The sequence below is a fragment of the Mycobacterium noviomagense genome (assembly GCF_010731635.1).
GTDB classification, from domain to species: Bacteria; Actinomycetota; Actinomycetes; order Mycobacteriales; family Mycobacteriaceae; genus Mycobacterium; species Mycobacterium noviomagense.
In genome coordinates this window covers 4,061,604-4,085,813 of sequence record NZ_AP022583.1, presented here as the reverse complement: position 1 = coordinate 4,085,813, position 24,210 = coordinate 4,061,604, and the positions used below count along the sequence as shown (strand labels likewise).

Below are 24,210 nucleotides of genomic sequence, written 5' to 3'. Positions count from 1 at the left end.
CAACCGGATCGTGCACTCGATATTGGACGATATGGGGTGATTGAGCCGCATCGGCGGTGGTAATCAGGTTCACCACATGAGCCCTACAGTGACAACCATCATGTCCGTGTCGACAGCCGAGCAGCCCGCACAGACAGCGGTCGCCGAGCCGCCCGTGCCTTCACGCCGTGGCGGCAGGCTGCTCGACCCCTTGCTGATCGCGGCACTGGCTGCTGTCATCAGCGCTGCGGGCGCAAGTCGGCCGTCGCTGTGGTTCGACGAGGGAGCCACCATCTCGGCGTCGGCGAGCCGTTCACTATCGGAACTGTGGCGGCTGCTGGGCCACATCGACGCCGTGCATGGCCTCTACTACCTGGTGATGCACGGCTGGTTCACCGTGTTTCCCCCGACCGAGTTCTGGTCGCGCGTACCCAGTTGCCTGGCCATCGGCGCCGCGGCGGCAGGTGTCGTCGTGTTTACCAAGCAGTTCTGTCCGCGCACGACTGCGGTGTGCGCAGGTGCGGTCTTCGCGATACTCCCCCGCGCGACTTGGGCCGGAATCGAGGCCCGCTCGTATGCGTTTTCCGCTGCCGCCGCGGTCTGGCTGACCGTGCTGCTGGTCGCTTGCGTGCGGCGGCACCGGCCGCGGCTGTGGCTCCTGTACGCGCTGGCGCTGGCACTGTCGGTGCTGCTCAACGTCTACCACGTACTTCTGGTGCTGGCTTACGCGGCGGTGATGCCGCTGATCGCCCGCAGGAGGTCTGCCGTCGTCTGGTGGGCGGTCTCGTCGGCCGTCGTGGTGGGTGCCTTGACACCGTTCATGCTGTTCGCCCACGGCCAGCGGTATCAGGTGTCCTGGATCTTTCCCATCAACTGGCACAACGTCATCGACGTCACCCAGCACCAATACTTCGACAACAGCGTCCCTTTCGCGGTGCTCTCGGCCGCGGTGATCGTCGCCGCGATCGCGCTTCGGGTGACCCAGAAGCGGCGCCCGGCCGGACAGACGCGGACGTTGTTGCTGTTGTGTGCGGCGTGGATGGCGATCCCCACCGCTGTCAGCCTGATCTATTCGGCGATCAGCGAACCGATGTATTACGCGCGCTATCTGTTCTTCACCGCGCCCGCGATGGCCGTCGTCTTGGCGGTGTGCGTTGTCACGATTACCACCAAGCCGTGGGCCGTCACCGGTGTGCTGATCGTGTTCGCGGCCACCGCTTTCCCGAATTACCTGCTGTCGCAACGGAGCCCGTATGCCAAAGAGGGCTGGGACTACAGCCAGGTGGCCGATGTCGTCAGCGCGCATGCAACCCCGGGCGACTGTCTGCTGGTCGACAACACGGTGTTTTGGGCACCCGGGCCGATCCGCGCACTGCTGGCCACCCGGCCGGCCGCGTTCAAACCGCTGATCGACGTGGAACGCGGCGCCCCCAAAGCCGACCGCGGCACGCTGTGGGACGGCCACGTCGCGGTGTGGCTCGTCACGGACAAGCTCAAGAAGTGCACCACGGTATGGACGATCACCAACCACGACACGACACTGCCCGACCATCAGATCGGGCGATCGCTGCCGCCGGGACCGGTTTTCGGGCGCGCGCCTGCGTATCAGTTTCCCCGCAAGCTCGGCTTCCGCATTGTCGAGCGCTGGCAACTCCACCGGACCCAGGTGCTCAAGTCGACGCACTGAGTTACCTTGCAGTGCCAACGTTTCTAGCGCTCAGCTGCATGCCGGATGGGTCAAGACCCTTGGGCCGCAACGGTCTCGCAGGGCTGCCCGCGGGTGGCCCGGTAGGACGCCGCGACCCCAACCGCGGCCAGCACCGTGAATACGGTGAACAGCCAACGAGCGGACATCACCGCACCGCCGTTGGCCTCGTTCACCAGAACACCGGCCAGCCCTGCGCCGACCGCGGCGGAGATCAGCTGCACGATGTTGATTCCGGCTGCTGCAGCACCGCTTTCAGCCGGGTCGTCGACGCAGCCCATCGCCCACGCCGACAGGTGCGGCCAGGCCACGCCGATCCCGGTTCCAGCGATCAGTAATCCCACTGCCCACACCGCGACGACACCGGCAGGTGCGTCATCGGACTGGGTGAGCGCACCCAGCGCCAAGCCGACCGCCATGATCCCCGGAGCCGCCGCCACCACCCGCGCGATAACGCGCGGATTGCTCAGCGACGCGCTGACCAGTTCGCTGACCGTCCAGCCGACGGCCAGCGCCGCTCCCAGGAAGCCGGCCACCACCGGTGACAAATGGGCCAGCCGCTGGCCGAACAGCGGCACATAGGTGTCGACCATCGCGGTAGCCAGCAGTAACGCCTGAGTCAGGTAGATCCATTTCAACGGCCCGGAACCAAAAGCGCTGGGCGGCAAGGCTGATGATGACAGCGGCCGGTCGACGAGCACAAAGACCACCACCAGGAGCACGCCGGCCGCCAGCAGCACTGCCGTTGCCGCGAGCTTATGCGGCAACTCAGCGACACTGACCGCCAACGCCGCAGTGCCCAACAGCAGCAACGGCAACACCGGAACCTTCGTCGCCGATACCCCGGTGTGGTCCACACGGCCCGCGGCCAGCACCACCGGTACCAGCACACCAATCGCGGCGGTCAGCAGCGCCACCGCGCCGAATGCCCATCGCCACAACCCGAATTGCGCGAACACACCGCCCATCGCGGGCCCGACCACCGTGGCGACCCCCCACATCACCGACACCAGCGCCGAGGCTCTGGTCCACAATGCTTGCGGCAACGAGGAATTGATGACCGCGTACCCAAGACCCGCGAGCAGGCCACCGGCCGCGCCCTGCAACGTGCGGCCTGCCAGCAGGACCTCCATGCTCGGTGCCGCCGCACACACCAGGCTGCCGAGACCGAAAACCGCCAGCCCGAGCAAGTACGACGACCGCGCCCCAATGCGAAGCAGCACCGCGTTGACCGTGGTGGCCGCAACCACTGAACCGACCAGATACAGCGTTGTCACCCAGGCGTACAGCCGCTCGCCGCCGATGTCGGCGACCGTGCTCGGTAGCAAGCTGATGGTCAGGAATTCGTTGATGGCATACAGCGCCACCCCGCCGGCCAGCAAGGTCGAGGTGCCCAGATAGCGGCGGCCCAGCAGCGCACGCCAACTGCCAGTGGTGGCGGTTGTGCTTGGTGAGCTCACTTGATGCCGGCGGCATCCATGGCGCGCAGTTCCTTCTTCAGGTCGGCGATCTCGTCGCGGAACCGCGCGGCCAGCTCGAACTGCAGATCCCGCGCCGCGGCCATCATCTGGTCGGTCAGATCCTTGATCAGGTCGGCCATTTCAGCCCGCGGCATATTGGCGGTGTCGCGGCCTTCGACGATGCCCGCGCTGACGGTCCGGCCCGGTTCGCCCTGCGCCCGCCGGCCGCGCGACACGCTGCGCCCGGATCCCAGCTCGACGGTCTCGCTGTCGTCGGCTTCGGTGTACACCCGGTCGAGGATGTCGGCGATCTTCTTGCGCAGCGGCTTGGGGTCGATGCCGTTGGCCTCGTTGTAGGCGATCTGCTTGGCGCGGCGCCGCTCGGTTTCGTCGATGGCTTCTTTCATCGAATCGGTGACCGTGTCGGCGTACAGGTGCACTTCACCGGACACGTTGCGGGCGGCGCGGCCGATGGTCTGGATCAGGCTGCGCGTCGAGCGCAGGAAGCCTTCCTTGTCGGCGTCGAGGATCGACACCAGCGACACCTCCGGCAGGTCAAGGCCTTCCCGCAGCAGGTTGATGCCGACCAGCACGTCGAACTCGCCGAGCCGCAGCTGGCGCAGCAGCTCCACCCGGCGCAGCGTGTCGACCTCAGAGTGCAGGTAGCGCACCCGGATGCCCATCTCGAGCAGGTAGTCGGTGAGGTCCTCGGCCATCTTCTTGGTCAGCGTGGTCACCAGTACCCGCTCGTCGGCGTCGGCGCGTTTGCGGATCTCTCCGATCAGGTCGTCGATTTGGCCCTTGGTCGGCTTGACGACCACCTTCGGGTCCACGAGCCCGGTGGGCCGGATCACCTGCTCGACGAACTCGCCGCCGGTCTGGCTGAGCTCATAGGGGCCCGGGGTCGCCGACAGGTACACCGTCTGCCCGATCCGCGAGGCGAACTCCTCCCAGGTCAACGGTCGGTTGTCGCACGCCGAGGGCAACCGGAACCCATACTCCACCAGGTTGCGCTTGCGGGACATGTCGCCCTCGTACATGCCGCCGATCTGCGGCACGGTGACATGCGACTCGTCGATGACGAGCAGGAAGTCCTCCGGAAAGTAGTCCAGCAGCGTGGCCGGCGGCGAGCCGGGGCCGCGACCGTCGATGTGCCGCGAGTAGTTCTCGATCCCGGAGCAGAACCCGACCTGGCGCATCATCTCGATGTCGTAGGTGGTGCGCATCCGCAGCCGCTGTGCCTCGAGCAGTTTGCCCTGGCTCTCGAGTTCGGCCAGCCGCTCGGCCAGCTCCTCCTCGATGGTCGCGATCGCGTGCGCCATCCGCTCCGGCCCGGCCACGTAATGGGTGGCGGGGAAGATCCGCAGCGAGTCGACCTTGCGAATCACCTCGCCCGTCAACGGGTGCAGGTAGTACAGCGCTTCGATCTCGTCACCGAAGTACTCGATGCGGACGGCCAACTCCTCGTATGAGGGGATGATCTCGACCGTGTCGCCGCGCACCCGGAACGAGCCGCGGGTGAACGACAGATCGTTGCGGGTGTACTGCACGTCCACCAGCAGCCGCAGCAGCGCATCCCGGGGCACTTCTTCGCCCACCTTCAACTCGACCGAACGGTCCAGATACGACTGCGGCGTGCCCAGGCCGTAGATGCACGACACCGAGGCCACCACCACGACGTCGCGCCGCGACAGCAGCGCCGAGGTCGCCGAGTGCCGCAGCCGCTCCACGTCGTCGTTGATCGAGCTGTCCTTTTCGATGTAGGTGTCGGTCTGGGCGATGTACGCCTCGGGCTGGTAATAGTCGTAGTACGACACGAAGTACTCAACAGCGTTGTGCGGCAACATCTCCCGCAGCTCGTTGGCCATCTGCGCGGCCAACGTCTTGTTCGGCTCCATCACCAGCGTGGGCCGCTGCAGACGTTCGATGAGCCAGGCGGTGGTGGCCGACTTGCCGGTGCCGGTGGCGCCCAGCAGCACCACATCCTTCTCCCCCGCCTTGATGCGGCGCTCCAGCTCGTCGATGGCGGCCGGCTGGTCACCGGCCGGCGCGTAGGGGCTGACCACCTCGAAGCGGCCGCCGGCGCGCACCAACCCTTCGACGGCCTCTCCGGCCGGGCGGTACTCCGAGTGCGCGACCACGGGGTGTTCGGTAGCGAAAGCCATGCTCACCAGGGTAGGCGGAGGCACCGACAAACCGTCGCGGGTGTTATCCGTGCTGGCGGCTCCACACCCGGGTAGTCGGGTCGCACTGGATCAGGTGACCGTCGTCGGACATCGACATCGCGAACACCGGTACGTCGGGCTCGTCGCAGGAGGTTCCGATGGGATGCACCCCCGTCGTCACTGGCGCCTTGTCCCATGTGTTGCCTTCACAGACAACTTGCTCGTTGGCGGCGGCGTCGTAGGCGATTTTGTCGACGTCGTTGCATGATCCGCCCAGCACGGGTGCCGGGGACGCCGCGGCCGACGGCACGGTGGTGGCGGTGACTTCGGCAGGGTCGGCCACGGGGACGTCGGGCGGCACATCGGCGATCCGGGTCGCGGTCACCGGAATCCGCAGGGTAGCCCCCTGTGCACCGCAGTCGGCGCTCTGCACGGTCTGGATCTGCACTCCGCGCAGTGTGCCGTCAGCCTGCGGTGTCAAAGACCAGACCACCGTCTCGTCCTGCCTGGATGTCAGCGTTTGGTGTGCTTGTCGGCACTGCACCTCAACTTGTCTGGGCTCGCCCTGCCAGTGTCCGTCGACGAAATGCAGAACCCCGGCATTGCCGGTTCCGGTGGTCTTGGCCACTTGGTGATTGCCGTTGTCCAGCTTGGTGCCGGTGGCGGCGCATCCACTCGCAGTGCATGACGACCGAAAGGCCCACCAGCTTGTTTGGGCTCCGTCGTTGGCGATCACGCCGCTGGACGTCTGCTTTGCCCGGTCGTAGTCCAGCCGATAGGTGCCGTCAAGCACCGGTTTGGCGATAGCCGCGCCTGCGGTTCCGGCCGAGTGGTTGGACGATGTCGCGTGCAACCGCGGCGGGGGCGCCGCGTTCGCTGACGGTTTGTCCTCCCAGAAGAGATACGAGGTGATCCAGGTGATCGCCAACGCGATAAGCGCCAGGAGAACGGCGGCTATGGCAATCTTGCCCTTCAGCGAAAATTCACCGGGGCGACGGCCACCGTTCGAGGTGCGCGCTACCTGTTCGCTGAATACGGCGGCGAAATCACGGCAGCTGTCGAAGCGCGACTCGGGATCCTTCGCCAGAGCCTTCACCAACACGTCGTCCAGGTGCGCCAAATCCGGACGGCGGTCGCTCAGCCGCGGCGGTGGGGCGTTGAGGTGCATGCTGATGGCCTCAACGGGGTTGGCATGCTGATACGGCGGCACACCGGTCAGCAGGTGAAATGCCGTGGCGGCCAACGCGTACTGGTCGGCCCGCCCATCCATTTTGCGACCCAGCAACTGTTCCGGCGCGGCATAGGCGACCGTCCCCACCGCCACATTGGTGGCGGTGATCCCACTGATGTCGGCGAGCTGACGGGCTACTCCGAAGTCCGCCAGCAGGATTCGTCGGTCCCCTGCTTCAGCGTGGGTGAGTAGGATGTTCGCCGGTTTGACATCGCGGTGCAGCAGCCCGCGCTGATGAGCGTAGTCGAGTGCGCCGGCGACAGCGGTGACGATTTCGCACACGTCCTGCTCTGACATGCCTTTGCGGTAGCGCTCTTTGATCAGCCGCGCAGCGTCGGTGCCCTCGACGTAGTCCATCGCGATCCACAGCTGGCCATCGAACTCCCCGCGGTCATGGACCGCCACAATATGCGGGTGCCAAAGCGTGGCCGCCAGGTCGGCTTCCCGGTTGAATCTCTCCCGAAATTCACTATCGGCCGTCATTTCCTTGGCGAGGACTTTGAGCGCGTCGCGACGCGGCAACCGGGGATGCTTGGCCAGGTAGACGTCGGCCATCCCACCAGAACCCAGTGGTCGTAGCACGGTGTAGCCGGCAAAAGCCGTAGGGCTCGAAACCATTGACCGGCGCGGCTTGCCCTTGCCGTGTGGCCCATCCGCGTCCCCGCTCGCGCCGGATCGGATCAGCGGCACGCGGTGGAGCAGCTGGGTGACCGCCATGTGCGGAAGCGACTGATAGCCGCGCCGCAGCGCCTCCCTGGCCTGCTGCGGGTCGGTGAGGAGTCGGCGGCTGACCTCCCAGCGCCGAGTAGCGCCCGTCGCCTCATCCATCTGCCGTTGCTCCCTTATTGCTCCGCAAGACCTGTGGTTGAGATGTGACGCAGATAACTGCCGCCAGGCGTCCGCAGCGGCGCGAGGCCGGTCGCTCCGTCGACGGCATGAAGGTGTGGTTCCTTTCGCGAGCAGTTATTCCGGCGGTGCATTCATACCGCGAGCCCCGCGGCGCATGCTTTTCGGGCATTTTCGGCCACCTCTTGGCATGATGCCTGCAGATGCCGCGGCCGTGGGCCGGTGGTGGTTATGAAACAGCTATGAATCACGGATCGGGGCAACCGACACGCCGGCTTCCGCGAAACATAGTGAAGACATAGGTAATTCACAGCTGCCTCGCTTGATTTCCTTGTGTGGCAACCGATACTGGACGTCGTGAGTCGACAAGTCCCGCCTGTGCTGACAATTCGCCACGACGGGACGCAACGGACTTTCGCACCCGGCCACGACGTCGTCATCGGACGAGACCTGCGTGCCGACATTCGCATCGCCGACCCGCGGATCTCCCGTGCACATCTGATCCTGCGCTTCGACCAGGACAGGTGGTTGGCCATCGACAACGGATCGGTGAACGGCACTTACGTCAACGGCTACCGGACCCCGGTGATCGACATCCGTGACGGCCAGAGCATCAACATCGGTAATGCCGGTGGCCCGCAGTTGACTTTTCAGCTCGAACACCAGCCGCAGCAGGTCGGCCGACCGCCGGGAACGGCGTCGCCGCGGGACAATCAGGCGCCCACCATCTCGTGGTCGACGCATCGAGAGCCCGCCCAGCCTGCCCAACCGCGGCGTCCGCCCGTGCAGGGCAGTTCCAGGCCCGGCCCGCCCCTACGACGGCATCCCCCGGCGTATCCGCGTAACGACTCACCGCCGCCGGCCCGGACACCCGGCTACCCGGGCAGCCTCCAGCGTCCATCGCCGGACTCCCCGCCACCCGACGAGCTGACCGTCGTCGACGCCGCCTGGGCGCCGTACCCCGACTCGCCGGCGCCCACGGAGATGACCGTCGTCGACGCCGGATCGGCCGACGTGACCAATCTCGCGACGAGGTTCGTCAAATTCCTGTCGCAGCGATCGGTCCCGGCCAAGCGGGCCGGCACGGTGACGATCGGCCGCGCCAACGACAACGACATCGTGATCCCCGACGTGCTGGCCTCACGGCATCACGCGACGCTGGTCCTCACACCGCTCGGCGCCGAGATCCAAGACCGCAGCGTCAACGGGACGTTCGTGAACGGCACCCGGGTCGGGTCGGCGATCTTGGCCGAAGACGACGTGGTCACCATCGGCAACGTCGACCTGGTGTTTCGCGGTGGCGTACTGGTGCGGCGCAGCGAAACCGAAGCCGCAACCAGCACCGGCGGTCTCGAGGTGCGCAACGTCAAGTTCACCGTCGACGGCGGCAAGCAACTGCTCGACGACATCTCGCTGATCGCGCGGCCCGGGACGCTCACCGCCATCATCGGCGGGTCGGGTGCGGGCAAGACCACCTTGGCCAGGCTGATCGCCGGCTACGCGCGGCCCAGCTCCGGCTCGGTCACCTTCGAGGGCCACGACATCCACGCCGAATACGCGTCGCTGCGCAGCAGGATCGGGATGGTGCCCCAAGACGACGTCGTGCACCGCCAGCTCACCGTGAACCAGGCGCTGGGCTACGCCGCCGAGCTGCGGTTGCCGCCCGACACCAGCAAAGCCGACCGGCAAAAGGTCGTCGCCCAGGTGCTCGAAGAACTCGATTTGACCAAGCACGCCGACACCCGCGTGGACAAGTTGTCCGGCGGCCAACGCAAACGCGCCTCGGTCGCGCTGGAACTGCTCACCGGACCGTCACTACTGCTGCTCGACGAGCCGACCTCCGGTCTTGACCCGGCGCTCGACTGCCAAGTGATGACGATGCTGCGCCAGCTCGCCGACGCGGGCCGCGTCGTCGTGGTGGTCACGCACATGCTGAGCTACCTGGATATCTGCGACCAGGTGCTGCTGGTGGCGCCCGGCGGCAAGACCGCATTCTGCGGTCCGCCCGCCCAGATCGGCGAGGCGATGGGAACCACCAACTGGGCCGAGATCTTCACCAAAGTGGGCGCCGATCCGGAGGCAGCCAACCGCCGCTTCCTCGAGCACCACCGCGAGCCACTACCTCCGCAGACCGACAAGCCGGCCGATCTCGGTGAACCGGTCCACACCAGCGTGTGGCGCCAGCTCTCCACGATCATGCGACGCCAGGTTCGCCTGGTCGTCGCCGATCGCGCCTACTTCATATTCCTGGCCCTGTTGCCGTTCATCCTCGGCGCGCTGTCATTGACCGTTCCCGGCTCGAACGGATTCCACGTCGCCGATCCGCGAAGCGACGCACCCGACGAGGCCGCGCAGATCTTGGTCCTGCTGAATATCGCTGCGGTATTCATGGGCACCGCGTTGACGATTCGTGACCTGATCGGTGAACGCGCCATCTTCCAGCGCGAGCAAGCGGTCGGTCTGTCGACCACTGCCTACTTGCTGGCAAAGACCGGGGTGTATTGCGCCTTCGCAATCGTGCAGTCGGTCATCGCCACCGCGATCGTCATCGCCGGCAAGGGCGCGCCCACCCGGGGTGCCGTGCTACTGGGCAATGCCACGCTCGAGCTGTTCGTGACCGTCGCGGCGACCTGTGTGGCCTCGGCCATCCTGGGCCTGGCACTCTCGGCGCTGGTGCGCTCCAGTGAGCAGATCATGCCGCTGCTGGTGGTATCGATCATGGCGCAGCTGGTGCTCTCCGGGGGGCTGGTGCCCGTCACCGGCCGGCTGCTGCTCGACCAGCTGTCCTTCGCGATGCCCTCGCGGTGGGGTTACGCCGCGGCGGCGTCGACCATCGACTTGCGGCATCTGGTCCCCGGTTCGCTCATCCCCAAGGACCGGTTCTGGCTGCACACCTCGAAGACATGGTTGTTCGATGTGGCCATGCTGGCAGGGCTGTCCGCCTTCTACGCCGGCTTTGTCCGCTGGAAGATCCGGTTGCACCGCTAGGTGCAGGTAAGCTGACGCCATCCATCACCCCAAGCACGAAACGTTCGATCTAGTCGCCCACACCAACACCGACCCCAAGGGCATCGTGCGGGCCGTCGATGAGTACACGCTGCGGCCCTGGGGACTCTACATGGCGCGCCCCACCCCGGGCCGAGCCCAATTCCATTACCTTGAGTCATGGCTCTTGCCATCGCTGGGCTTGCGCGCCAACATCTTTCACTTCAACCCCGGCCATGAACGCGACCACGACTACTACCTCGACATCGGTGAATACCTACCCGGCCCAACGGTGTGGCGTTCTGAAGACCATTACCTGGATCTCGAACTCTGCACGGGCCGCGACGTAAACCTGGCTGATGTCGGTGAGCTGCTGGACGCGGTTCGCTACGGACTGCTGACTCCGAAAACCGCCGAGCGGGCAGTGCACCGCGCCGTGGACACCGTCGACGGGCTGTCCCGGCACGGGTACGACCTGCAGCGCTGGCTGGCCGGCAAGGGGATCGAGCTCACTTGGCGCGGTACGTAGTACACGAAAAGACGGGTAACAGATGGTCATGGTGTCGAACATCGAGCTGCCCGGCCGGCTGCGCGCCGCTCTGCACGAGGAGCCCGTACCCGACTGGCGAGCTCCCATGCTGGCCACGCTGACCGAGCGGCGGTTTTCCGATCCGCGGTGGATATTCGAGCGCAAGTTCGACGGCGAGCGGTGTCTGGCGTATCGCACCGGTGAGCCGGTGCGCCTGTGGTCGCGCAACCGTCAGCCACTCGACGGAACCTACCCAGAGTTGGTCGACGCGCTTGCCGCACAGCCGGTTTCGCGGTTCGTCGTGGACGGCGAGGTGGTGGCGTTCGATGGGCGGCGCACCAGCTTCGCCCGTCTGCAAGGCCGGCTGGGCATCACCAACCCCAAACAGGCGAGAGCAACGGGCATCCCGGTCTTCTACTACGTCTTCGACCTGCTGCACCTGGACGGGCAATGCACCACCGGGCTGCCACTGCTCTGGCGCAAACGCCTGCTGCGCAGGTCGTTTCAATTCGGCGGTCCACTGCGCTACACGCCGCACCGGGTCGAGCAGGGCGAGGCGGCGTATCGCGCCGCCTGCGCCCGCGGTGACGAGGGCGTGATCGCCAAACTGGCCGACGCGCCGTACGAAGGCCGCCGATCGGGGAACTGGCTGAAGTTCAAATGCGTCCGCGACCAAGAGTTCGTCATCGGCGGCTACACCGCCCCGAAAGGTAGCCGGGTGGGCCTCGGTGCACTGCTGGTGGGCTACTACGACGGCCGCGACCTGGTCTACGCCGGCAAAGTGGGGACTGGGTTCGACGAGGCCACTCTGCGCGGCCTACACGCGCGACTATCGGGCATGGAACAAGATGCGTGCCCGTTTAGCCGCGGACGGGTCCGAGAGTCCGGAACTCGATGGGTGCGGCCGGAATTGGTCGCCCAGATCGGTTTCACGGAATGGACCCGCGACGGCAAACTGCGCCATCCGCGCTACACCGGGCTGCGGACCGACAAGAACCCCCGCGACGTCGTGCGTGAGACACGCTGATACCTCGAATCAAGGTGGCGGTCACCCATCCGGATCGGGTCGTGTTTCCCGGCCGCTCCTCGCGAAAAGGCATCACCAAGGGCGAGGTGGTGGATTACTACGCTGCGGTGGCCGACGCGATGTTGCCGCACCTCTACGGCCGGCCGCTGACCTTGCAGCGGTTCCCGCGCGGCATCGACGAGTCGGGGTTCATCCAGCAGGATTTCGGCGAAGCAATGCCTGACTGGATGGAGTCGGCCGAAGTCGCCAAGGAAGGCGGCACGGTCGTGCACCCGCTGGCCCAGCGCCCGGAGGCGCTGGTGTGGTTGGCCAACCAGAACTGCATCACGCTGCATGCCTGGCTGTCTCGGCGACGCCGGCTGAACACGCCAGATCGACTGGTGTTCGACCTCGACCCGTCCGGCGACGACTTCCCGGTGGTGCGGGCAACTGCGCACGCGGTCGCCGACGTGCTGGACGACATCGGCCTGGCACGCTACGTGAAGACGACGGGTTCGCGCGGGGTGCATGTGGTGGTGCCGTTGCGCGGCGACGCCGACTTCGACACGGTCCGCCAATTCGCGCGCGACGTCGCCGCCGTGGTGGTGGCCGACGACCCGGCACACCGTACGGCGGAAGCCCGCAAGGACAAGCGCGAGGGACGGGTGTATATCGATGTGATGCGAAACGCGTACGCGCAGACAGCGGTCGCGCCCTACTCGGTGAGGGCCCGCCCGGGCGCCCCGGTTGCCACCCCACTGGAATGGGACGAACTCGACAACCGAGGCATGCGCCCCGACCGGTTTACGCTGCGCGATATCCCGAAAAGACTTGCAGGCCAACCCGATCCATGGACTGATATGAACCGGCACGCCCGCTCACTGACCGGCCCGGCAGGGCGCCTGGCGAAACTGCATGCCGGAACTTCCTGACGTCGAGGGGTTCCGCCGGGCACTGGCCGACACGCTGCCCGGCCGTCGAGTGCGAGACGTCGACGTGCGCGACCCGGGCGTATTGCGTAACACCACCGCGCGAACATTGTCGCGCAACCTTATTGGCCATCGGTTCACCGCGCCGCGCCGGCACGGCAAGTGGCTGATCCTGCCGACCGACGGGCCGGTGCTTCTCGTGCACAGCGGCATGACCGGCCACCCGTACTACACGTGCCGTGGCGCAGAGACCCGGGGCTACGAACGGCTTGTGCTCACCCTCGACCGTGGCGAGTTGCGCTACGCCGACTTACGTAAGCTGCGCGGCGTATGGCTGGTCAGCGGCGACGACGAAATTGCCGCGATCACAGGACCACAGGGTCCCGACGCGCTGGATGTCGATCTGCCTAAATTTCGTGAGGTGCTGTCGGGCCGCCGTGGCGGGCTCAAGGCGACGCTGTTGGACCAGTCCGTAATCGCCGGCCTGGGCAACCTGCTCACCGACGAGATCTGCTGGCAGGCCGGCCTGCATCCATTCCGGCCGATCGCCGGCTTGGACGCCGACGAGGTGAAGCAGTTGCACACCACCATGAAGCGTGTGCTGCGCACCTCGGTGCGCCACGGCTGTGTACCCGGCCTGCCGCGGTGGCTCACCGGTGTGCGCGACGAGCCCGATCCGAGCTGTCCTCGCTGCGGCGCGCGGCTGTCCCGCGGTCGGGCCGGCGGCAGAACGTCGTTGTGGTGTCCGCGTTGCCAACCCGACCAACGGTAGCCCGCAATCGCCTGTTCTTCATCAGGCGCGGGGCGGTAATCTCAGAAGTCATGAACGCGACCACGCGAATGGGTTTGGTCACGACAGAAGTGGCGATGCTCATCGGTTGCGGCCAGTTAATTCCTGCCGCGGCGACGGCCGAACTGCACAACGTCACCTACATTGCGCGGATCGACGGGGTGGCCCCCGGCAGTCAGGCCACCTTCCTGATCAACGACACCCAGACCAACACCGCCCCACTGAGCTCGCTGCCCGGCAACGCATTACAAGTCAACACGGTGCTAGCCGATCCGGCCAAAGCCGGGATGAAAGTTGCGATCCGCTGGCCCTATTCGGCCAACGTGCACTGCGAGATCGACGTCGACGACAATGTCGCCGCGCAGGTCGACCAATTCGTCAGGCCGGCGCCGGGCAGCACTGACCCGATGAACGGCGTGCTGCCCTGCGGCGCACCGCTGCCCGCCAGCTAACGATTTACGGCCGCCAGCCCACAGTGTCGGCCCACTCCCAGGCACGCCGGTACGCTGCCCGAAACCAGGGCTCCTTCGCCTCGTTGTACTGCGCGAGGCCGCCATCGACGGGCACCGCGCTCGCGGCTTTCTGCTTGACACTCAAGTACTCCGCGCGCGCATCGGCGTCGGCCTTCATCCAGTCGACGAACAACAGCGCGAACTGTTGATTAGGACAGCCATCGACCCGCAGATGAACGTATGTCGGGCGACCCGGGTCGGCTGAGCCGTGAATCCGCTTGTGCCACAACGCCGGATCGGTGCTGTGGTCATGACGTTCGACAGTGCTTCGGGCGTCGGGTTTGGCGACGTCGGTGGTGATGTCGTCGATGCGGGGATATCCGGCGGACAGCAACGCGTCGGCGAGTTCGTCGGCCACCGCCAGCGACTCGACCGTGACCTGAATGTCGATGGCGTCCTTGGCATCCAACCCCTGAATCGCCGTGGACCCGATGTGGTCGACGCGCAGCGCCTTGCCCCCGCATGCAGTCGTGAGCCGGGCGACGATGCGGCGCGCCTGCTCCGGCCAGGTGGGATCTGCCGGCGTCAGCCGCACGGATTGCCGTACGGCCTGCCGGGCGGTCAGATTACGTGCGAACGGCGCGATCCGGTGATTCCACACGTCACAGGCCCGCTGCGCCAACGCCTCCAGGCTGCCGGAGTTGTCCAGCCAGATGTCGGCGACGGCGCGGCGCTGCTCGTCGCCGGCTTGCGCGGCGATCCGGGCGCGGGCGTCGTCTTCGGACATGCCGCGTTGTTCGACGAGCCGCCGCACCCGCAGTTCGGTGTCGGCGTGCACGACAACCACCAGCGGGAAAAGCGGCGCCATCCCGGATTCCACCAGCAACGGAATGTCTTCCACGATGACCGCGTCCTCGCGTACCGCCGCGATGATCTCGGCGCGACGCTTGCCCACCAGCGGATGAACGATCCCGTTCAGGGTCTTGCGCGCGTCATCGTTCTGGAAAGCCTTCGCCGCCAATGCAGGACGATCCAGCGCCCCGTCGGGCAGCAGGATGTCGTCACCGAACGCGTCGACTAGCGCCGCGAGCCCTTCGGTACCGGGCTCGACCACCTCGCGGGCGATCACGTCGGCATCGACGACCACCGCGCCGCATTGCTCGAACGTGGCGGTTACCGCCGACTTCCCGGCGCCGATGCCACCGGTCAGCCCGATACGAAGCATCGCCGGTTAGGCGCTGCCGGCGAGTTTCTCCCGGAGCGCGGCCAGTTGCGCGTCGCTGGCCAGCGAGCCGCCCTGCTGTTCTTCGGCCGGCGCACCCCCGTTGGCCTGCGGCTGCTCGGCACCCGCGGCAGCTTCGGCCGCGGCGAACTTCTCCATCTGCGCGGTGTGCATCTTGTGCCGGCGCTCGGCCTCGGCGTAGCGGGCCTCCCACTCGGCGCGCTGCTTCTCGTATCCCTCGAGCCACTCGTTGGTTTCGGCGTCGAAGCCCTCTGGGAAGATGTAGTTGCCCTGCTCGTCGTAGCTGTCGGCCATGCCGTACTTGGCGGGGTCGAACTCCTCGGTGTAGTCCTCGTTGGCCTGCTTGAGCGACAACGAAATTCGGCGGCGCTCCAGATCGATGTCGATGACCTTGACCATCACCTCGTCACCCACACCGACCACCTGGTCGGCCACCTCGATGTGACGCTCGGAGAGCTCGGAGATGTGCACCAAGCCCTCGATGCCCTCCTCGACGCGCACGAACGCACCGAACGGGACCAGCTTGGTGACCTTGCCGGGCACGATCTGCCCGATTGCGTGGGTGCGGGCGAAGTGGCGCCACGGGTCTTCCTGAGTCGCCTTGAGGGACAACGAAACCCGCTCGCGGTCCATGTCGACATCGAGCACCTCGACGGTGACCTCGTCGCCGACCTGCACCACCTCGGACGGATGGTCGATGTGCTTCCAGCTCAGCTCGGAGACGTGCACCAGACCGTCGACACCGCCGAGGTCGACGAACGCGCCGAAGTTGACGATCGACGACACCACGCCCTTGCGGATGGCGCCTTTCTGGAGCTGGTTGAGGAACTCGCTGCGCACCTCGGACTGGGTCTGCTCCAGCCAGGCCCGGCGGGAGAGCACCACGTTGTTGCGGTTCTTGTCCAGCTCGATGATCTTGGCTTCGAGCTCCTTGCCGATGTAGGGCTGCAGGTCACGCACCCGGCGCATCTCGACCAGCGACGCCGGCAGGAAGCCGCGCAGCCCGATGTCGAGGATCAGCCCGCCCTTGACGACCTCGATGACGGTGCCCTTGACCGCCTCGTCCTTCTCCTTGAGCGCTTCGATGGTGCCCCAGGCGCGCTCGTACTGCGCGCGCTTCTTCGACAGGATCAGCCGGCCTTCTTTGTCCTCCTTGGTGAGAACCAGGGCCTCGACCTTGTCGCCGACCTTGACGACCTCATGTGGGTCGACGTCGTGCTTGATGGACAGCTCGCGGGACGGAATGACGCCTTCGGTCTTGTAGCCGATATCGAGCAGGACCTCATCACGGTCAACCTTGACGATGGTCCCTTCCACGATGTCGCCATCGTTGAAGTATTTGATGGTCTTGTCGATGGCGGCGAGAAAGTCCTCGCTCGAGCCGATGTCGTTGACGGCTACTTGGGGCGAGGAGACGGTGGGACTCGGCATATTGTTGGGTTGCTCCGGACAGGTGTGGTCGTAGGGACAAATTGAGTTACCCGTCGAGGCTACTCGACTGTGCACATGCTGGCCAAACCGTGCCAATCTATGCCGAGCGTCCGCTCACGGCGAAAAAATAGCCCTTGGATTCACGCGGTCGCTGCAACAGATGCGGACGGGTCTGAGAGTAGCCGATCGAGTTCCTCGGCAGGGGTGCGCCAGTTGAAGCGTTTGCGGGGGCGGGCGTTGAGCTCGGCGGCGACGTTGTCGAGGATCCCGGGTCCGTGAAAGGACAGGTCGGTGCCTTTGGGGAAGTACTGGCGCAGCAAACCATTGGTGTTCTCATTGGTGCCGCGCTGCCAAGGGCTGTGCGGGTCGCAGAAGTAGATCGGCAACCCGGTGGCCTCGGTGATCTTGGTGTGCAAGGCCATCTCTTTGCCTTGGTCCCAGGTCAGCGAGCGACGCAAAACCTCGGGAATCTTCGGGATCGCCGCGCTCATCGCCTCAGCGACGGTGGCGGCGCTGCGGTCCTCGGATAGGTGCAGCAGCATCACGAACCCGGTGGTGCGTTCGACCAGGGTGCCGATTTGGGAGGCCTGGTTTTGGCCGATAATCAAGTCGCCCTCCCAATGCCCCGGGATCGCACGATCGTCGGCCTCAGCCGGGCGTTCACTGATGTTGATCATGTCCTTGATCCGGCCCCGAGTGTCGATTGTGCTGCGGCCCTGAGGTTTCCGTTGGGTCCGGCCGGTGCGCAGCGCGGCCTTGACCTGGCGGGCCAGTTCCCCCCGGGGCTGCACATACATGGCCTGATAGATCGTCTCGTGAGACACCCACATCTCCGGATCGTCGGGGAAATCTTCGCGCAGCCGGCCCGCGATCTGCTCGGGGCTGTGCCGCTGTTCCAAGCGTTGCACAACCTCGCCCAACAAGGCCGGGTTGGACTCCAGCTTGCGCGGCTTGGGCGAGCCGGGCCGCATCGACGACGTCTTGGCCGACCCGGGCCCGGTAGCCACAGCTGGTTGCTCCTCGAGCTTTTTCCCGGCTGATCGTCGAGGCGTCACGCTGTAACAGCCGCGCGATGTCGGCCTGGGGAAACCCGCCTCCAGCAACTCTTCGAGTCGGCACCGCTCGGTAAACGACAACAACCGCGACGCCGCGGCCGGCTCTAGATCAGCAACAACTGGTGTTCTGGGCACGTAGCCAGCCTGATCGACCCAGCGTCGCGCGGTGTGCTCCGACACGCAGGCACCCACCGCCGCCTGCGCCGGGGTCAACCCCGACCGCAGCGCCTCCCAAAATACGTCCCTGACCTGCTGCGAATACCGGATGCCGTGGTGCTTGCTATTGGTCTGATATCCCGCGGCCTTGGCCCATTTTCGGCCTGTGGTACCCGCCACCCCCGCCACCGTGGCGGCCGCCGTCGGCGACAACCCCGATCCAACAGCCCTCCAAAACTCCTCCCGCACCAAAGCCGCCGACTCGACGCTCAGATGAACACCATGACCCCGAAACCCCGTCTGATAACCCATTCGGCCCCAACACCTCCCGATAAGGTGTTGCAGCGATCACTTGAGCCTGACGCCAAAATTTCGCCATAGGTGCAGACTCGATGCGCTTGTGAGCTCAGTGCGCGGCGGCGTCCCAGCTGCGCCCGTAGCCCATCGACACCTCCAGCGGCACGTCGAGCGGGTAGGCGCCGCACATCTCGTCGCGCACCAGCGCCTCGAGTTGCTCCCGCTCACCGGGAGCGACTTCGAACAGCAGTTCGTCGTGAACCTGCAGCAGCATGCGGGACTTCAGGCCGGCCGCTTTGAGCGCCTTGTCGACCTCGATCATCGCGACCTTGATGATGTCGGCCGCGCTGCCCTGGATCGGGGCGTTGAGCGCGGCCCGCTCGGCGGCTTCGCGGACCTGGCGATTACTGCTATCCAGTTCGGGCAGGTAGCGCCGCCGGCCCAGCACGGTGGAGGTGTAGCCGTCCTTGCGGGCCTGTTCGACGACGGCATGCAGGTAGTCGCGCACTCCGCCGAAGCGAGCGAAGTAGGCGTCCATCTGCTCCTTGGCTTCCTCGGTGGAGATCTTCAGCTGCTGCGACAGGCCGTAGGCGCTCAGCCCGTAGGCCAGCCCGTACGACATGGCCTTGACCCGCCGCCGCAACTCGGATGTGACCTCGTCGATCGGCACCCCGAAGGCCCGGGAGGCCACGAACGAGTGCAGGTCCTCGCCGGTGTTGAACGCTTCGATCAGGCCGTCGTCCCGCGACAGGTGGGCCATGATCCGCATCTCGATCTGGCTGTAGTCGGCGGTCATCAGCTCGGCGTAACCCTTGCCCACCACGAACGCGTCGCGGATCTGGCGGCCCGCCTCGGTGCGGATCGGGATGTTCTGCAGGTTCGGCTCGGTCGACGACAACCGCCCGGTCGCGGCGATGGTCTGGTTGAACGTGGTGTGGATGCGCCCGTCGGCGGCCACCGAATTCAGCAGCCCGTCGACGGTGACTTTCAGCCGGGTGGCGTCCCGGTGGGCGAGCAGATGCTCCAGGAAGGGATGCCCGGTCTTGTCGAACAGCGACTGCAGCGCGTCGGCGTCGGTGGTGTATCCGGTTTTGGTGCGCTTGGTCTTCGGCATGCCGAGCTCGTCGAACAGCACGACCTGTAGCTGTTTGGGTGAGCCGAGGTTGATCTGCTTGCCGATCACCGCGTATGCGGCCTCCGCGGCGTCGCGGACCTGGTCGCCGAACTGGCTTTGCAGCGCGCCCAGCAGCTCGAGGTCGACGGCAATACCGGCGGCTTCCATGCCGGCCAGCACCCCTTGCACGGGCAATTCCATTTCGGCCAGCAACGACTGTGAGTCGATGCGGGCCAGCTCGGCGTCCAGCGCATCGGCGAGGTCGGCCACCGCGCGGGCCCGCAGGATGGTCGTCTGCACCGCCTGGTCGTCGACGCCGTCGGTATCATCCAGAAGCGAAAGTTGTTGCTGCTCAGGAGTTTCGGCGCGCAGCTCACGGCGCAGGTAACGCAGTGACAGGTCGTCGAGGGCGAAGCTGCGCTGCCCGGGCCGCACCAGGTAGGCGGCCAGCGCGGTGTCGGAGGTGACACCGCCCAGCGTCCATCCGCGCCCGGCCAGGTCGTGGATGGCCAGTTTGGCTTCGTGCAGCGCCTTGGGTTGGTCGGGGTCGGCGAGCCATGTCGCCAGCGCCGCGTCGTCGTCGGGGGTCAACGTGGCGGTGTCGATGTAGGCGCCGTCGCCGTCGGCTGCGGCGATGGCGAGCGCGGTGGCGTCGCCGTCGTAGGCCTGGTGTGTGCCGACCACCGCCAAGCCGGATCGCCGGCCGTCGCCGGCGTGTCCGGCCAGCCACTGCCCGACGGTGCCGGGCTCCAGCGCCCCGCCGCGGACGTCGAATCCCTCGTCGACCTCGGGTTCGACAGCTGCCAGCGTCTCGAACAGCCGGTCACGCAGCACCCGAAACTCCAACTGGTCGAAGAGCTGGTGAATCTGATCGCGGTCCCACGGCTGCAACCGCAAGGTGTCAGGGGTCTGGGCCAGCGGCACGTCACGGACAAGCTCGGTCAGTTCCCGGTTGCGCACCACGCCGGCCAGGTGGGCCCGCAGCGCGTCGCCGACCTTGCCTTTCACGGTGTCGACGTTGTCGACCAGCCCCTCCAGTGAGCCGTATTCGGCGACCCACTTGGCGGCGGTTTTCTCCCCCACGCCCGGGATACCGGGCAAGTTGTCGCTGGGGTCGCCGCGCAGCGCCGCGAAGTCCGGATACTGCTTGGAAGTCAGCCCGTATTTCTCGACGACTGCCTCCGGGGTGAAGCGGGTCAGATCGCTGACGCCTTTGCGGGGGTAGAGCACGGTCACGTCGTCGCTGACCAGCTGCAGGGCGTCGCGGTCGCCGGTGACCACCAGCACCCGGTAGCCCTCTTTTTCGGCCTGGGTGGCCAGCGTCGCGATGATGTCGTCGGCTTCGAAACCCGGTTCGGCGAGCACCGTGATGCCTAGTGCCGCAAGGACTTCCTTGGTGACGTCGATCTGACCGTGGAACTCGTCCGGGGCGGAGGTCCGGTTGGCCTTGTACTCAGGGTAGCGGTCGGAGCGAAACGTCTGACGGGACACGTCGAATGCCGCCGCGATGTGCGTCGGCTGTTCGTCGCGCAGCAGGTTGATCAGCATGGCGGTGAAGCCGTAGACCGCATTGGTGGTCAGACCGCCGGCGGTCTTGAAATTTTCCGCGGGCAGTGCGTAGAACGCACGGAACGCCAGCGAATTGCCGTCCAACAGCAGCAGAGTCGGCTTGTCGCCATCGGTGGTCGACGATCCCGCAGTCGCGGTGGCCGCGGCTTTGGCTGGGCTCACGGCCCTACTCTATGCACCCGGTCGGACAACAGAGTCAAACTGGAACACGTTTCAGTTTTGCCCCTGTTGTCGGTAGGCTGGCCGCGTGCCAGCAGCTACCCGCCAAGAGCCGGCGATCGAGGGATGGTTCGCCACCGACGAGGCCAGCGCCGCCCATCTGATCGGCAGCAAGTGTCCACGGTGCGGCACCTATGTGTTTCCGCCGCGGGCGAACAACTGCCCCAACCCCGCCTGCGACGGCGACCACCTCGAGTCGGTGCCGCTGTCGCGGCGCGGAACGCTGTGGAGCTACACCGAAAACCGCTACGCGCCGCCCCCGCCGTATCCGGCTACGGACCCGTTCGAGCCGTTCGCCGTCGCCGCGGTGCAATTGGCTGACGAAGGCTTGATCGTCCTGGGCAAGGTGGTCGACGGCACACTGGCCACCGACCTGAGGATCGGCATGGAGATGGAACTGACCACCATGCCGCTGTTCACCGACGACGGTGTGGAGCGAATCGTGTACGGCTGGAGAATCGCTTCATGAGTACCCCCGAACCTGTCTACATCCTTGGCGCGGGCATGCACCCGTGGGGCAAGTGGGGTCACGACTTCACCGAATACGGCGTGGTAGCCGCCCGAGCCGCGCTGGGCGAGGCAGGCCTGGACTGGCGTCAGATTCAGCTGGTGGCCGGCGCGGACACCATCCGCAACGGTTACCCCGGCTTCGTTGCCGGTGCGACGTTCGCGCAGAAGCTGGGCTGGAACGGCGTCCCAGTCAGCTCCAGCTATGCGGCATGCGCAAGCGGCTCACAGGCGCTGCAGAGCGCCCGCGCCCAGATCCTGGCCGGTTTCTGCGACGTGGCGCTGGTCATCGGCGCGGACACCACGCCCAAAGGCTTCTTCGCGCCAGTCGGCGGCGAGCGCAAAAACGATCCCGACTGGCAGCGCTTCCACCTCATCGGGGCGACGAACCCGGTGTACTTCGCGCTGCTGGCCCGTCGGCGGATGGACCTCTACGGCGCCACCGTCGAGGATTTCGCGCAGGTGAAGGTCAAGAACGCGCGCCATGGGCTGCAGAACCCGAACGCCCGTTACCGCAAAGAGGTAGCTCTTGAGGACATTCTGGCCAGCCCCGTGGTGGCCGACCCGTTGCGGCTGCTGGACATCTGCGCCACCTCCGACGGGGCGGCGGCGCTGGTGGTGGCCAGCGCGACGTTCGCCCGCGAGCACCTCGGCTCGCTTGACGGTGTGCCGTCGGTGCGCGCGGTCAGCACGGTGACCCCGCGTTATCCCCAACATCTGCCCGAATTACCTGATATCGCAACGGATTCCACTGCAGTAGTAGCGGCGCCGGAGCGGGTGTTCAAGGATCAAATCCTCGATGCCGCATACGAAGAAGCCGGTATCGGGCCCGAAGATCTGAGCCTGGCCGAGGTCTACGACCTGTCCACCGCTTTGGAACTCGATTGGTACGAGCATCTGGGCTTGTGCGCCAAGGGCGAAGCCGAGGCGCTGCTGCGCAGCGGCGCGACGACGATCGGCGGCAAGATCCCGGTCAACCCGTCGGGTGGGCTGGCGTGCTTCGGTGAGGCAATTCCGGCGCAGGCCATCGCGCAGGTCTGCGAGCTCAGCTGGCAGCTGCGCGGCCAGGCCACCGGACGGCAGGTCGAGGGCGCCACGGTCGGGATCACCGCCAACCAGGGCCTCTTCGGCCACGGCTCATCGGTAATCGTCGCCAAGTAAGGCCGAGCAGACGTAAAGGCCCCCGACACGCCGGTGTTTTGGTGGCTTTTACGTCTGCTCGCGCGGGGTGTCCAGCGTTTCCAGCACCACTTCGGCAACGTGTTTCATCGTGGTGCGCCGGTCCATGGCCGCACGCTGGATCCATTTGAACGCTTCCGGCTCGGTCATGCCCTGCTTGGTCTGCAGAAGACCTTTAGCCCGTTCGACCAGCTTGCGGGTCTCCAACCGGTCGGACAGCGTCGCCACTTCGCGCTCTAATGCGGTGATCTCGCTGAACCGGCTGACGGCCAGTTCGATCGCCGGAATGAGGTCGGTCACCGAAAACGGCTTCACCAGATACGCCATGGCACCGGCGTCGCGGGCTCGCTCGACCAGGTCGCGCTGGCTGAACGCGGTCAGCACGACGATCGGCGCGATCCGTTTGCTGGCAATCTCCGATGCGGCGTCGATGCCGTCGCGGCGCGGCATCTTCACGTCCATGATCACCAGGTCGGGTTTGAGCTGCTCGGCCAGCTCGACCGCTTCCTGCCCGTCACCGGCCTCACCGACGATGTCGTAGCCCTCTTCGCGGAGCATTTCGGCTAAGTCCATGCGGATGAGCGCCTCATCCTCGGCGATCAGAACGCGGCGGGCGCTGACAGCATCGACTTCGGTCGTAGAGCCGGTCATGACGACATTGTGTCGCGAACCGCAGTCCCCAGCGACCTCGGGGTTGTGACGCCGCAGCCTCGCACGCATCCTCTATGGTGGGAGGCCGTATACGGGTAAGCCCTCGTATCCCAACTGGCAGAGGAACTGGACTCAAAACCCAGACAGTGTGGGTTCGAATCCCACCGAGGGCACCAGAGGTTGCATGCCATCAGGCATTCCTGTGGTTCTTGGTTATCGCCTCAATGCCCGCCCGCCAGTGCTGCCGCGTTCCGCAATCGCCGAATACCAGCGCGATCGTGCCGAGTCCGCCGGCGGTGCGAAATTCGACAATTTCCCATATCCCCTTGTTTACGCCGGTCAATAATTAGCCATTCCTTCGCGGTCGTTACGCCAGACGGGCCGCGCTTAACCGGAGTCACATTAGGAACCACCCAAACCCCACCACTCAAAAGGAGTTCCGATGATCCGTCGACCTGTCGTGTGCGTGCTCGGTGCTTTAGCGGTGGCACTCATCGCCCCCACCCAGGCCCATGCCCAGCCGCCAACGCAATGTTTGAGCAACACTCCCGAAGGCAAGCAGGTCTACATTCCCTGCGACCTGATGAATGCCCGTGTCAACTACCCGCCAGGCCAGCGGTGTACTGGACCGCTCGACCAATACCCGCCCGATGTGCGCGACTGGTGCGGTTAAGAAAGCGCGAAATGCACTGCAGCGCAACGGTCGGAACCT

At 66.1% G+C, this 24,210-nt stretch carries 18 protein-coding genes, 1 tRNA gene and 1 pseudogene; 11 read left to right on the top strand and 9 right to left on the bottom strand.

Features of this window, described 5'->3' with window-relative positions; all coding sequences use genetic code 11:
* Nucleotides 1-100: 100 nt before the first annotated feature.
* Nucleotides 101-1,666 (top strand): mannosyltransferase, encoded by a 1,566-nt coding sequence (locus G6N15_RS19360; RefSeq protein WP_083089703.1) that lies wholly within the window; start codon nucleotides 101-103, stop codon nucleotides 1,664-1,666.
* A gap of 50 nt (nucleotides 1,667-1,716) precedes the next feature.
* Here G6N15_RS19360 and G6N15_RS19355 read toward each other — a convergent pair whose 3' ends face one another.
* Genes G6N15_RS19355 through G6N15_RS19345 form a run of 3 tightly spaced genes read right to left on the bottom strand, consistent with a single transcriptional unit; the run spans nucleotide 1,717 to nucleotide 7,368 of the window.
* Nucleotides 1,717-3,144: an MFS transporter gene (locus G6N15_RS19355; protein WP_083089692.1), complete on the bottom strand. Its 1,428-nt coding sequence runs from the start codon at nucleotides 3,142-3,144 to the stop codon at nucleotides 1,717-1,719.
* Nucleotides 3,141-5,309, bottom strand: a complete 2,169-nt coding sequence (gene uvrB / locus G6N15_RS19350) for an excinuclease ABC subunit UvrB (protein WP_083089691.1) — start codon at nucleotides 5,307-5,309, stop codon at nucleotides 3,141-3,143. Before uvrB ends, G6N15_RS19355 begins: the two co-directional genes overlap by 4 nt.
* 43 nt (nucleotides 5,310-5,352) lie before the next feature.
* Complete coding sequence (locus G6N15_RS19345) at nucleotides 5,353-7,368, bottom strand: serine/threonine-protein kinase (RefSeq protein ID WP_083089690.1); 2,016 nt, start codon at nucleotides 7,366-7,368, stop codon at nucleotides 5,353-5,355.
* 375 nt (nucleotides 7,369-7,743) lie between these two features.
* On the opposite strand from G6N15_RS19345, the gene G6N15_RS19340 reads away from it, so the two are divergent.
* The 6 genes from G6N15_RS19340 (at nucleotide 7,744) to G6N15_RS19315 (ending at nucleotide 14,077) form a co-directional block, all read left to right on the top strand.
* Nucleotides 7,744-10,374 carry an ATP-binding cassette domain-containing protein gene (locus G6N15_RS19340; RefSeq protein ID WP_083089702.1) on the top strand — a complete coding sequence of 877 codons (2,631 nt, stop codon included), beginning with the start codon at nucleotides 7,744-7,746 and terminating at the stop codon, nucleotides 10,372-10,374.
* An 85-nt stretch (nucleotides 10,375-10,459) separates the two neighbouring features.
* On the top strand, nucleotides 10,460-10,900 hold the full coding sequence (locus tag G6N15_RS19335; protein WP_083089689.1) for a DUF402 domain-containing protein: 441 nt from the start codon (nucleotides 10,460-10,462) through the stop codon (nucleotides 10,898-10,900).
* A 28-nt stretch (nucleotides 10,901-10,928) separates the two neighbouring features.
* The gene (ligD, locus tag G6N15_RS19330) at nucleotides 10,929-11,927 is read left to right on the top strand and encodes a non-homologous end-joining DNA ligase (RefSeq protein ID WP_083089701.1); all 999 of its coding nucleotides are present in this window, start codon (nucleotides 10,929-10,931) and stop codon (nucleotides 11,925-11,927) included.
* On the top strand, nucleotides 11,927-12,838 hold the full coding sequence (gene ligD / locus G6N15_RS19325) for a non-homologous end-joining DNA ligase (RefSeq protein WP_083089688.1): 912 nt from the start codon (nucleotides 11,927-11,929) through the stop codon (nucleotides 12,836-12,838). Before ligD (G6N15_RS19330) ends, ligD (G6N15_RS19325) begins: the two co-directional genes overlap by 1 nt.
* On the top strand, nucleotides 12,822-13,607 hold the full coding sequence (locus G6N15_RS19320; RefSeq protein ID WP_083089687.1) for an Fpg/Nei family DNA glycosylase: 786 nt from the start codon (nucleotides 12,822-12,824) through the stop codon (nucleotides 13,605-13,607). Before ligD (G6N15_RS19325) ends, G6N15_RS19320 begins: the two co-directional genes overlap by 17 nt.
* A gap of 68 nt (nucleotides 13,608-13,675) precedes the next feature.
* Entirely contained in the window at nucleotides 13,676-14,077 is a 402-nt protein-coding gene (locus G6N15_RS19315) for a hypothetical protein (protein WP_232070490.1), read from the top strand.
* Nucleotides 14,078-14,081: 4 nt separating this feature from the next.
* Here the strand turns inward: G6N15_RS19315 and coaE are convergent, their stop codons facing one another.
* The 4 genes and pseudogenes from coaE to polA all read right to left on the bottom strand — a co-directional run bounded on the left by coaE (nucleotide 14,082) and on the right by polA (nucleotide 21,104).
* Complete coding sequence (gene coaE, locus G6N15_RS19310; RefSeq protein ID WP_083089685.1) at nucleotides 14,082-15,302, bottom strand: dephospho-CoA kinase; 1,221 nt, start codon at nucleotides 15,300-15,302, stop codon at nucleotides 14,082-14,084.
* A 6-nt stretch (nucleotides 15,303-15,308) separates the two neighbouring features.
* Nucleotides 15,309-16,751 carry a 30S ribosomal protein S1 gene (gene rpsA / locus G6N15_RS19305; RefSeq protein WP_083089684.1) on the bottom strand — a complete coding sequence of 481 codons (1,443 nt, stop codon included), beginning with the start codon at nucleotides 16,749-16,751 and terminating at the stop codon, nucleotides 15,309-15,311.
* A 140-nt stretch (nucleotides 16,752-16,891) separates the two neighbouring features.
* Nucleotides 16,892-18,274 (bottom strand): annotated as a pseudogene (locus G6N15_RS23345) (IS30 family transposase).
* Nucleotides 18,275-18,368: 94 nt separating this feature from the next.
* Nucleotides 18,369-21,104, bottom strand: coding sequence for a DNA polymerase I (gene polA / locus G6N15_RS19295; protein WP_083087514.1), 2,736 nt, complete (start codon nucleotides 21,102-21,104; stop codon nucleotides 18,369-18,371).
* Between the two features lie 85 nt (nucleotides 21,105-21,189).
* Between polA and G6N15_RS19290 the strand changes: the two genes are divergently transcribed.
* Together G6N15_RS19290 and G6N15_RS19285 are read left to right on the top strand one after the other, a co-directional pair.
* Complete coding sequence (locus tag G6N15_RS19290; protein WP_083087515.1) at nucleotides 21,190-21,630, top strand: Zn-ribbon domain-containing OB-fold protein; 441 nt, start codon at nucleotides 21,190-21,192, stop codon at nucleotides 21,628-21,630.
* Nucleotides 21,627-22,829: a lipid-transfer protein gene (locus tag G6N15_RS19285; protein ID WP_083087516.1), complete on the top strand. Its 1,203-nt coding sequence runs from the start codon at nucleotides 21,627-21,629 to the stop codon at nucleotides 22,827-22,829. The genes G6N15_RS19290 and G6N15_RS19285 overlap by 4 nt, the downstream gene beginning before the upstream one ends.
* 48 nt (nucleotides 22,830-22,877) lie before the next feature.
* On the opposite strand, the gene G6N15_RS19280 is transcribed toward G6N15_RS19285, so the two are convergent.
* On the bottom strand, nucleotides 22,878-23,498 hold the full coding sequence (locus tag G6N15_RS19280) for an ANTAR domain-containing response regulator (RefSeq protein ID WP_083087517.1): 621 nt from the start codon (nucleotides 23,496-23,498) through the stop codon (nucleotides 22,878-22,880).
* A 99-nt stretch (nucleotides 23,499-23,597) separates the two neighbouring features.
* Here G6N15_RS19280 and G6N15_RS19275 point away from each other — a divergent pair.
* Nucleotides 23,598-23,674: transfer RNA gene (locus G6N15_RS19275), tRNA-Leu, on the top strand.
* Between the two features lie 14 nt (nucleotides 23,675-23,688).
* Here G6N15_RS19275 and G6N15_RS23340 read toward each other — a convergent pair.
* Nucleotides 23,689-23,841: a hypothetical protein gene (locus tag G6N15_RS23340; protein ID WP_169922506.1), complete on the bottom strand. Its 153-nt coding sequence runs from the start codon at nucleotides 23,839-23,841 to the stop codon at nucleotides 23,689-23,691.
* Between the two features lie 99 nt (nucleotides 23,842-23,940).
* Between G6N15_RS23340 and G6N15_RS19270 the strand changes: the two genes are divergently transcribed.
* Nucleotides 23,941-24,171, top strand: a complete 231-nt coding sequence (locus G6N15_RS19270; protein ID WP_139797820.1) for a hypothetical protein — start codon at nucleotides 23,941-23,943, stop codon at nucleotides 24,169-24,171.
* Nucleotides 24,172-24,210 lie beyond the last annotated feature (39 nt).